At 48.5% G+C, this 9,892-nt stretch carries 9 protein-coding genes; 6 read left to right on the forward strand and 3 right to left on the reverse strand.

Annotated features, from left to right (window positions below):
- The first annotated feature begins 453 nt into the window (after positions 1-453).
- The 3 genes from HMPREF1863_RS01945 (at position 454) to HMPREF1863_RS01955 (ending at position 2,975) form a co-directional block, all read left to right on the forward strand.
- Positions 454-1,005 (forward strand): hypothetical protein, encoded by a 552-nt coding sequence (locus HMPREF1863_RS01945; protein WP_068366910.1) that lies wholly within the window; start codon positions 454-456, stop codon positions 1,003-1,005.
- Between the two features lie 201 nt (positions 1,006-1,206).
- A complete protein-coding gene (locus tag HMPREF1863_RS01950) occupies positions 1,207-2,262 on the forward strand; it encodes a methyltransferase domain-containing protein (protein ID WP_068366911.1) in 1,056 nt (351 codons plus the stop codon).
- Positions 2,263-2,378: 116 nt separating this feature from the next.
- Positions 2,379-2,975, forward strand: coding sequence for a PepSY domain-containing protein (locus tag HMPREF1863_RS01955; RefSeq protein ID WP_068366913.1), 597 nt, complete (start codon positions 2,379-2,381; stop codon positions 2,973-2,975).
- Positions 2,976-3,020: 45 nt separating this feature from the next.
- Here HMPREF1863_RS01955 and HMPREF1863_RS01960 read toward each other — a convergent pair whose 3' ends face one another.
- Together HMPREF1863_RS01960 and HMPREF1863_RS01965 are read right to left on the reverse strand one after the other, a co-directional pair.
- Positions 3,021-3,509 carry an LURP-one-related/scramblase family protein gene (locus tag HMPREF1863_RS01960; RefSeq protein WP_068366915.1) on the reverse strand — a complete coding sequence of 163 codons (489 nt, stop codon included), beginning with the start codon at positions 3,507-3,509 and terminating at the stop codon, positions 3,021-3,023.
- The gene (locus HMPREF1863_RS01965) at positions 3,510-4,085 is read right to left on the reverse strand and encodes a hypothetical protein (protein WP_068366917.1); all 576 of its coding nucleotides are present in this window, start codon (positions 4,083-4,085) and stop codon (positions 3,510-3,512) included.
- Between the two features lie 77 nt (positions 4,086-4,162).
- Between HMPREF1863_RS01965 and HMPREF1863_RS01970 the strand changes: the two genes are divergently transcribed.
- From HMPREF1863_RS01970 to HMPREF1863_RS01980, 3 genes are all read left to right on the forward strand, one after another.
- Complete coding sequence (locus tag HMPREF1863_RS01970) at positions 4,163-5,881, forward strand: ABC transporter ATP-binding protein (RefSeq protein WP_068366919.1); 1,719 nt, start codon at positions 4,163-4,165, stop codon at positions 5,879-5,881.
- On the forward strand, positions 5,874-7,679 hold the full coding sequence (locus HMPREF1863_RS01975) for an ABC transporter ATP-binding protein (RefSeq protein WP_068366921.1): 1,806 nt from the start codon (positions 5,874-5,876) through the stop codon (positions 7,677-7,679). The genes HMPREF1863_RS01970 and HMPREF1863_RS01975 overlap by 8 nt, the downstream gene beginning before the upstream one ends.
- A 102-nt stretch (positions 7,680-7,781) precedes the next feature.
- Positions 7,782-8,033, forward strand: coding sequence for a GlsB/YeaQ/YmgE family stress response membrane protein (locus HMPREF1863_RS01980; RefSeq protein ID WP_068366923.1), 252 nt, complete (start codon positions 7,782-7,784; stop codon positions 8,031-8,033).
- 735 nt (positions 8,034-8,768) lie between these two features.
- Here HMPREF1863_RS01980 and HMPREF1863_RS09290 read toward each other — a convergent pair.
- On the reverse strand, positions 8,769-9,892 hold a 1,124-nt coding region (locus HMPREF1863_RS09290; protein ID WP_232300089.1), incomplete at its 5' end, for an S-layer homology domain-containing protein.

Raw genomic sequence — 9,892 nt, forward strand, 5'->3', positions numbered from 1 at the left:
ACGCCGTTTAATTCCTATTGGGCTGTGTCGCGAGCAAATTATTTTATGAGTTGGGTATTAGATATCGACAGAAAGATTCGTCATCTTTTAAATAATTGGTAATGCGTTTCTTGCCGCTTAAATGGCATAGGATGGAAGATGGGGCGACAGAATTTTCTGGGTTGTATGAAACCGATTCAAAAGTAATTATTTAATGAGAAAAAAGTTTTTGTATAACCATTCCTAATCATTTTTCTCGCCATTATCTCATAAATGGCGTAGATAAATCAATGTTGGCGAGATTATACTCGCCATTTTCTCGAATTTGGCGTCGATAATTTATTCTTGGCGCGTTTTCCGTGGCTTTTACGATGATCGAAAATCGTAAAGGCCGTTTTTATTTTTTCCAAAAATAGTAACCTCTGTTACGGTGACATTGTGTTTTTCGTTGTAAAATAGGATCAGGAGGTTACCATGAGTTTATTTTTAGCACCTATTCACAATATAATGTACGATAAAATCCATTCCACCGATGGTCTCGCAAAGGCTATTGCAAAGGAAGACGACGCCATTCGTCGCGCTCTGGAGGAAAAGTTTCCATCCATTGAAGACGCTCCCCTGGAGGACGTCATCGACACGTCGAATATTCACGGCTGGCTCGCCGAAAGGGTGGCGCTCGCCGAAAAGCGATTGGCTTTCGCCGCCACGGCCATGGCCGCAAAAGGCGAGGAAAAACTTTTCGCCATCGTCAAGCAAGCTGCCGAAGCTTTGGGCTTTCAAGGAAATGCCGGGGAAGCTTTTACAGTCTACGATCGCTTCTTTTTAAACGGCATGCCCTGCGATCGCGTGCACATGCCTGTAGATTCCGACGAGGGCTTTGCCTGGAAAGTGACCCAAAATGTCCACGCCCCCTATTACGACGATTCCGCCCTTTACGACCGCATCATCGACAGCTGGTGGGAAGGCTTGCTGGCAAACACAAATTTACACTACGAACGCAAAGGCGATCTGCGCCGTATTTATTAAGTCAACCGTTTCAAGGCAACATCCGTTGCCTTTTTTTATTGAGAAATTTAATGTTAGAATGAAATTAGAGGTTTTCCCTAAACCGCGAGAAAAGACGCCCCCTTTATAGCCGAAACGCCGGCGGCTTTCATCTTTACAAAGATTATCGAGCCCATTCAATCGTCTATTTCTAATAATAATCGCTGCTGAAAGGAGATCACCATGCATAATCACGAAAATATTAAAGAATATTACAGTCACATCACGAAAGAACAAGAAGGCAAAATGGAAACGGGAATCTGTTCCTGCGCACTGGACGGCACCCCCGATCATATTCAGGCCATTCGCGCAAGTGTAGATGAGGAAATCGTCAAACGCTTTTACGGCTGCGGCTCCCCCATTCCCGATGCTCTGGAAGGCCTTACGGTTTTAGACTTGGGTTGCGGCACGGGCTACGATGTCTACACCATTTCAAAGCTCGTCGGCAAAGAAGGCCACGTGATCGGCGTGGATATGAACGACGATCAGCTGGCCATTGCAGAAAAACACCGGGACAGTATGGCGGAAACATTCGGCTACAAAAAATCCAATGTTACCTTTAAAAAAGGCTATATCGAAGATTTAAAATCCATAGGCATCGAAGACGAAAGCATCGACATCGTCATTTCCAACTGCGTCATTAATCTTTCCCCGGATAAAGAAAGTGTGTTTAAAGAAATCTTCCGCGTGTTGAAACGGGGCGGCGAACTTTATTTCTCCGACATTTTCGCCGACCGTCGCCTGCCGGAATCGTTAGAAAACGATCCGGTACTCCTCGGCGAATGTATCGGCGGTGCCATGTATGTAGAAGATTTCAGACGGCTTATGCGCAAAGTGGGCTGGGAAGATTTCCGCTACATGTCCACCACCAAAGCCGCCATCGACAATCCCGAAATCGAAAAGCGTATCGGCAACATCGGCTTTACCTCCCGCACCGTCCGCGCCATGAAGATCCCCGATATGATGGAAGATATTTGCGAACAGTACGGCCAGTTCGTCACCTATAAAGGCGGCATCTTAGGCAGCGAAGACGCTTTTGACCTCGACGATCACCACCGTTTCTTTGAAGGCCTTCCTGCATCCGTTTGCGGCAATACCTGCGCCATGATTCAAGAAACCCGCTTCTCAAAATACTTCGACATCTACGGCGATCGCAGCCGCCACTTCGGTCCCTTCGAAGGCTGCTCCACAGAGGGAGGCGACGAAGAAGACTCCCCCTCCGGCGGAAGTTGCTGCTAATACAAAAAGAGCTCCCCTCACAAAGGGAGCTTTTTTACTGCCGCCGTCCAAACCGTATCCTTTTGATTGAAAATACATGCCTTCGGGTATAATTTCTTATAAGAAAGGATGTTGTTATGAAAAAAATAATTCTTTTAGTCGGGCTTACATTCGCCCTTGTAGGTTGCCAACCGACTATGGGCAATGAAAATCAAAATACCGCATCGCCCGAACCAAACAAGAACGAAGTGCAGGCGGAAAATCATGAAGCTGACGTACAAACGGAAAGCCGCGAAACTTCCGATTCTAAGATGATCCGTTTAGAGGACGCCCTTAAAGTCTTTACGGATAAGTACCCCGACACGAAACTCGCAAAGCTGGGCTTGGATCGCAAAAATGGCGAATTTTACTACGAAATCGAAGGTTTCGACGAAAATAAAGAGCATGAAATGGAAATCAAAGCTTCTGACGGCTCCATTGCCGAAGATAAAGTCGAAAAAGAGGATACTTCCGGGAAAAAGGCACTGGACGTAGCCCGTTTAGGCCGCGTAGAGGATCTCATCGCCGAAGCTCTCAAAGATGCGGGTAGCGATTATAAGCTCCACTCCTTCAGCATCGAATACGAGGGAGGCTCCGCCTATACCGAATTGGAAATTGAAGTGGAAAACGCCAAAGGGCAGGACATGGACTACAAATACAATCTGGATACCGGAGAATTAATTAAAAAAGACTAAATCCGCAAAAACTCCCCTCGACCTTACTAGGGCGAAGGGAGTTTTTTAATTGGCGGATTCTTCAATATCGAGTAAACGGTCGATGACGATCATGGCCGCCACCGCCACATCGCTGTAATCGTCGTCGAAAATTTCCAGGGTAAATGTGTCGCCCCAGGTAAGGAATTTCCTCGTCACCGACGCCACTTCTCGCTCGCCCTCTTGAATGGCGAAATCCCAATCCCACACATCCCCTGTTATAAGGAGATTGCTGTCGCTGTATTCCACATCGATCTTCTTCTTTAAAAAGCTGATACGGGATTTAATGGTCATGCGCTCGCCGTTTTCAAAATCCACGTGGAATGTGGGGAGAAAATGCATGAGCTCTTGAGTCACGACGAATGCCGGCGTGCCGTCGGCGTGGGATACGTGGACTTCGTAGCCGAAAATTTTTAAATTTTGATCCACTTGGTACACAGCCTGCTCGTCGCCGTCGGTAATAGGGTAGTGATCTTCCAGTTTAAACACTTTTTGCTTGGCGTAAAGGGTCTTCATTTATTGCTCCTTTCGAGGCACGAGGGCGATCAGCGCCCGGTACACGGTGTTGTCGGAAAGTAATAGATCGTAAGGTAATTTATAGCGCCTGCCCCAAGAAGAAAAGCGAACCATCAGCGCGCCGTCTTCTTCCAAAAGCTCCGTAATGGTAACCCAGTGGTAGCGAAAGGCTTTGTGGGGATGATTGGTGTTGAGCAGAGCCACGGGTCGATCGTGGGCAAGGTGTTTCTCGATAAAGGGGCGGGCCTTACGGCTTCCCACTTTTCCCGAAAGCACGTCGAGGGAAAAGGGAAGGTTCATGGCCTTGACGGCGGTTTTTAAAATGCCCGGCCGGGCAATGCCCCAAGGCCTCGGCGGCGCATAGTGCAAAATGCGATCCATAAGATCGAAGGACTCGCCCCGGCTCATGACGAATTGCGCCCTGCCGTAAGAAATTAAATTGGCCATGGCCGCAATGCCGCAGGAGCGATCCACATGGTAGCGGCTCCAGCGCCCCGCCAGCGCATTTTGATCGAATCCATAGCGCCCTTCGATGTCGATAAAGTGTGATTGTGTGAGTTTTAAGCCTTTTTCCATGTGTATCCTCCCCTCCTTCGGGTATCAATAATATAATTATAAACTGTTTTAAAGCAAATTAGAAATAGGATGGTGAAATGAAAGACTACATTAAACCTTACATTCCACTGATCGTCCCCGAGATTTTGCTCATCGCCATGAGTATTCTCGCGGATCTTTTTTTGCCCCGACTTATGAGCCACATTATCGACTACGGGGTTTTAAAAAGCAATGTGGATATTATTTTATCGTACGCCCTGCCCATGGTGGGGCTCGCCGTCTTTTCCGTCTTGCTCATGACGGCGGCGGGCTATTTGGCGGCCAAAATCGCCATGGGCTTTTCGAAAGATTTGCGACGAGGGCTTTTTTCTCACGTCATGAATTTGGGATTTGAGCAATTCGAGCAATTCGGCGCCCCCTCGATTTTAACCCGCGCCACCGACGACATTAATCAATTGGAACGTATGGCCGTCGTCGTGCTAAGGCCCCTGGTGCGCGCGCCCTTAATGTTTTTAGGCGCCACCTACATGGCCCTAACCACCGATGTGAAGCTTTCCGGCGTTATTTTAATTTCCGCCCCCATGCTTCTCGGCGTCGTCGTGTTCATCGCCAAAAAATCCCTTCCCGGTTTTATGCGCGCAAGGGAACTTATGGATAAAATCAGCTTACGCTTCAGGGAACGGCTTACGGGGATTCGCGTCATTCGCGCCTTCCAAAAAGAAAGCTACGAAAACGATCACTTCAGCCATATTAATGACGACATGCGCAAGGTAAACGAACGGGTGAACAATTATTTGATTCTCATGCTCCCCGCCTTTAACCTTATCTTCAACATGACCATGATCGCCATTTTATATTTCGGCGCCGGCAGAATTTCCGCAGGTTCTATCGAAGTCGGCGACTTAATGGCCTTTATCCAATACATTATCCAGATCATGTTTGCCCTGAGTATGTTTGCCATGCTCTTCGCCTTTTACCCCGGCGCCAAAGCGTCGAGGGATCGCATCGTGGAAGTACTGAACACGCCCATAAAAAAAGAAGAAAACACCCTAAGCCTGCCTGCAGGGGAAACCTCACTTGTCTTCGACGACGTGAGCTTCGCCTATCCCGGCGCCGAACGCCCCGTGCTTTCCCACCTCTCCTTTGAGGTAAAGGCAGGGGAAAAAATCGCCATTATCGGCGGCACGGGCAGCGGCAAAAGCACCATCTTAAAACTCATCCATCGCTTTTACGACGTCACCGACGGGGAAATCCGCTTAAACGGCGTGAACATTCAAAAGCTCTCGCAAAAAGAACTGCGCTGCGCCTTAGGCTACGCCCCGCAACAGGCGAAACTTTTAAAACGCAGCGTACGGGATAATATCGGCATCTCACGGGACAAACCACTCACAGGCGACGAAGCGGCACACTACCTTTCCGTGGCACAGGCGTATAGTTTCGTGAGCGAAATGGACGATGGCATGGATAGCGAAGTGGCTCAAACGGGGAAAAATCTTTCCGGCGGACAAAAACAGCGCCTTTCCATTGCAAGGGCACTGGCCAAAGAGCCGAACGTGCTGCTTTTCGACGACGCCTTTTCCGCCCTGGATTTTAATACGGACAAAACCCTGCGCCGGGCCTTAACACCCCTAACCGAAAAAGTCGCCACCATTATCGTCGCCCAACGGGTCATGACGGTGCTGGATTGCGATGAGATTCTCGTCTTGGAAGACGGGAAGATCATTTCCCGCGGCACACACGACGAACTCATGAACACATCCGACGTGTACCGGGAAATCGCCGCATCTCAACTTGGAGAGGAGGTCGTCTATGGCTAAACTACATCCCGTAGCGGAACAAGACCGCCGCTCCCTCAGAAGCAAAGACAGCCGACGGATTATCAAACGGCTCTTCGGCTATTTAAATCAAGACAAACTCCCCATGTTCCTCGTGGTCTTTTTTACCACGGCGGCCACCGCCTTCGATATCTTCACCCCCTGGATACTGGGCTTGGGCATTACGAGCCTTTATCATTCCGTAAAGGCCGGTCTCGCCGTAGATTACGATTACCTCGGAAAAATTACCCTGATCCTCGTCGTGCTCTACTGCCTTTCCTCCGCCTTTTACTTCGTAAGAGGTCGTATGCTCGTGAAAGTAACGCAGAAAATGGTGTATACCTTGCGAAAAGAACTTTCCGAAAAAATCGAAAAGCTTCCCGTGTCCTATCTCGATCAATTCACCGTCGGCGATTTACTTTCCCGCATGGTCAACGATATGGAATCCATCGTCAGCAATATGCGGCAAAACATTTCCCAAACCATTAGCGCCGTGGTGACCATTATCGGCACCCTTTCCATGATGCTCTACATCGAGCCCAGGCTCACGGTAATCTCCCTTATCGTCTTGCCCACCAGCGCTTTCGTGACGGCCAAAATCGCCGGTATCAGCCAGCGCTATTTCCGCCAAAAGAGCCACGAAATGGGTCGCATCGACGGCTATATGGAAGAAATCATCAGCTCCGAAGAAGTCGTCAAAAGCTTTACCTTCGAAGAAAAAGCCCTGGAAGAATTCGACGACATTAACGGCAAACTTTACGAAAACGCCTACAAAGCCCAATTCATCTCCAGCGAAATCATGCCCCTCATGGATTTTATTTCCAATTTGGGTTACGTGGCCATCGCCGTCTTCGGCGGCTATTTAGTGTACGCCGGGAGCATTACCGTCGGCGCCATTCAGGCCTTCTTCCAATACTCCAGAAAGCTTAACCAGCCCATTAACGGCATGGCGGAAGTGGTAGGCGCCCTTCAATCGGCGATCTCCGCCGCCGACCGCGTCTTCCGCGTCCTGGACGGGGAGGAAGAAATCGAGGCGGACAATCCCGTCAGCCTCGGAAAAGTAGAAGGCGCCGTCACCTTCGATCACGTGCACTTCGGCTACACGCCGGATCAGGACATTATTAAAGACTTTAACCTTAGGGTAAAACCCGGAGAGACCGTGGCCATCGTCGGCCCCACAGGCGCCGGGAAGACAACCCTCATTAATTTGCTCCTCCGCTTTTACGAAGTGGACAGGGGCGCCATTACCGTCGACGGCGTAGACATTCGCAAATTCAAACGAAAAGATCTCCGCCGCCACTTCGGCATGGTGTTGCAAGATACTTGGCTCTTCAGCGGCACCCTTTACGACAACATCGCCTACGGTAAAGAAAGCGCCACGGAAAAAGACATTGTCGCGGCGGCAAAGGCAACCTACGTGGATAATTTTATCCGCACTCTGCCCGAAGGCTACCAAACGAAAATCACCGAATCGGGCTCAGAGATTTCCCAAGGTCAGCGGCAACTTTTGACCATCGCCCGCGCCCTTATTTCCGATCCGGACATCCTCATACTCGACGAAGCCACAAGCTCCGTGGACACGCGAACGGAAAAACTCATTCAAAAAGCCATGGATCGCCTGATGCACGGCCGCACCAATTTCGTCATCGCCCATCGCCTTTCCACCATCGTCGGCGCGGACACCATCCTCGTTCTCGACAAAGGCAATATTGTGGAGCAAGGCAGCCACGACGAGCTCATGGCCAAAAAAGGAGAATACTACAAGCTCTACCGCTCCCAATTTGAGGGAAAAGAAATTTAAGTTTACATGAAAAAATTTGCAACAATGTGAATAGCATCGCTTCCTTCGGGTATGTTTATAATGTAATCATTAATATGTAAATACTCATGAAAGGAGAACCATATGTTATTTTGGATTATTTTCGGCGCACTGGCCGGTTGGATCGCAAGTAAAATCGTAGGCAAAGACGCTTCCATGGGCGCTATCGCCAACATCGCAACGGGGATCGTCGGTTCCTTTATCGGCGGCTTCATCGCAAGCAATGTCTTCGGCCTCGGCAAAGTCAGCGGCTTTAACCTTTACAGCGTGTTAATCGCCGTGGCAGGCAGTGTGATCCTGTTGACCATCATCAACAAAATACAAGAACGCAGATAAATATGGAACGCCCCGTAAAAGGGGCGTTTTTTAGTAGAAACTTTTTTCTTTCAAAAGTAAAGCATTCAAAAGTCTTTTTTCGATACTTAGGAGGACTTTCCCTCCTCCCTCCGATAGGGCTTTAATGGTTGTATAAAACCGATGCAAAAATGGTTTTATGCGTGAATACATTTTTTAAAAATTCATTCAGAAGTTTTTTTCTTGAAAAAGGAAAGCATTCATCTTAAATATTTTCCGGGGAAAGGAATAGGCCGTTGCGATTCGGCCTCTTTCCTTTCCCCGGACCCCAATCCTTTCCACCATAACGCCTTCTATATGTCCGAAGCCCTACGGGCTTCGATTGTATTGGGCTGCGTCGCGAAAAAATGTTTTTTGAGTGGGACATTTGCTTCTGCATAAAAAAGCGTGCAACATTTTTTGAATAATTGTAAAAAGTATCTAGGCGCTTGAATGGCATAAGATGGAGAAAATGCCGCAGGCATTTTCTTCCTATCAAAAAGCCGGCCGGAATGGGAGATGGGGCGCGCGGGGAAGAGGGAAACGCGGCCTTTGCCTCTGAGCCTTTTCCCTCTTCCCCGCGGCAAAAGTTCCCAGGTTGTATGAAACCAATTCAAAGGCAATCATTTTGCGAAAATCAAAACTTTATTTTTTGTGAAGAACTTTCCTCCAAAAAGTCATCTTTCATTTCATTGCATCAAAAAAAGAACCGAGCCTAAGCTCAGTTCTTTTTTAATTCTAGCGGTTTTCTAAAGCTTGTTTCCAAGTTTGAAGGAGAACATCCCACGTTTCATCTACTTTACCTTTTTCGGTGCGGAAGAATCTGTGCGTGTTCGACGCTTCAATAATTTGGTAATAAGCCCAATGCTTCGGCGTTAAATCTTTAAACGGTGCGATACCTGCGTGAACATCGGCGAGGCCTTTGTTGTCCACACTGCGATCAAACAGTTTATTCAAGACCGTTACCGCTTCAGCCCGCGTAATGTTGTTGTTCGGGCGGAACGTCTTATCCGGATAGCCGGCAATACGTCCGTTAGCGTACGCTTGCATAATAGCCGCTTCAGCCCAGTGTCCTTTCACATCGGAGAAAGGTACATCGGCGCCGTTTGCCTTGTCGATGGCCATGATCATTTGCGCAAATTCCGCACGAGTGATCTTGCCGTTGGGGTTAAAGGTTCCGTCGGGATAACCCTTCATATAACCTGCACGTACGACGGCATTAATGCTTCCATTATACCAAGCACTTTGAACATCGCTAAATTCAGGTTTAGCCTTGTTCGACATATCAAGCTCTTTCAAACGAGCAATCATGGCGGCGGCTTCCGCACGGGTCATATTGCCGTTTGCACGGAAGGTGTTGTCTTCGTAACCGAAGATATACGCCTTGTGAATGCCCATATCGTGTTTTTCCGCCTTCTTGTCATTCGCCTTGTTGTCGGTGGTGCCAACAGGTTTCAACCAGATATAACCGTCGTCCTTGCCGGTATTATCGGTCGTTCCCTTGGACACGGCGCGAGTTTCTTTGTTGAGATCATTTTTAGCGATGACCAAAACATCCGAACCTTTTTGAATCTTATCGCCGGGAATAGTGATCTTGCCCGTTGTCGGATCGACGATTAAATCAGATCCGGCAGGCGCCTTCCAATTTCCGTTTGCGTCCTTCGTAAGCTTAACATCCTTCGGCAAACCGTCCGCTCCGGTGTACTTAACGGTTACTTCCGTAGCATCTGCCGGCGGCCATACCGTAATACTACCGTCGTTATTACGTTTAATGACGGGTGCGGTATTGGCATTCTTAACGGTTTGTTCGGGTTTTAATTTACCAATTTCTTTGCCATCTTTATCTGTTACCGTTACGGTTC

Source organism: Aedoeadaptatus coxii (assembly GCF_001553115.1).
Taxonomy (GTDB): domain Bacteria; phylum Bacillota; class Clostridia; order Tissierellales; family Peptoniphilaceae; genus Aedoeadaptatus; species Aedoeadaptatus coxii.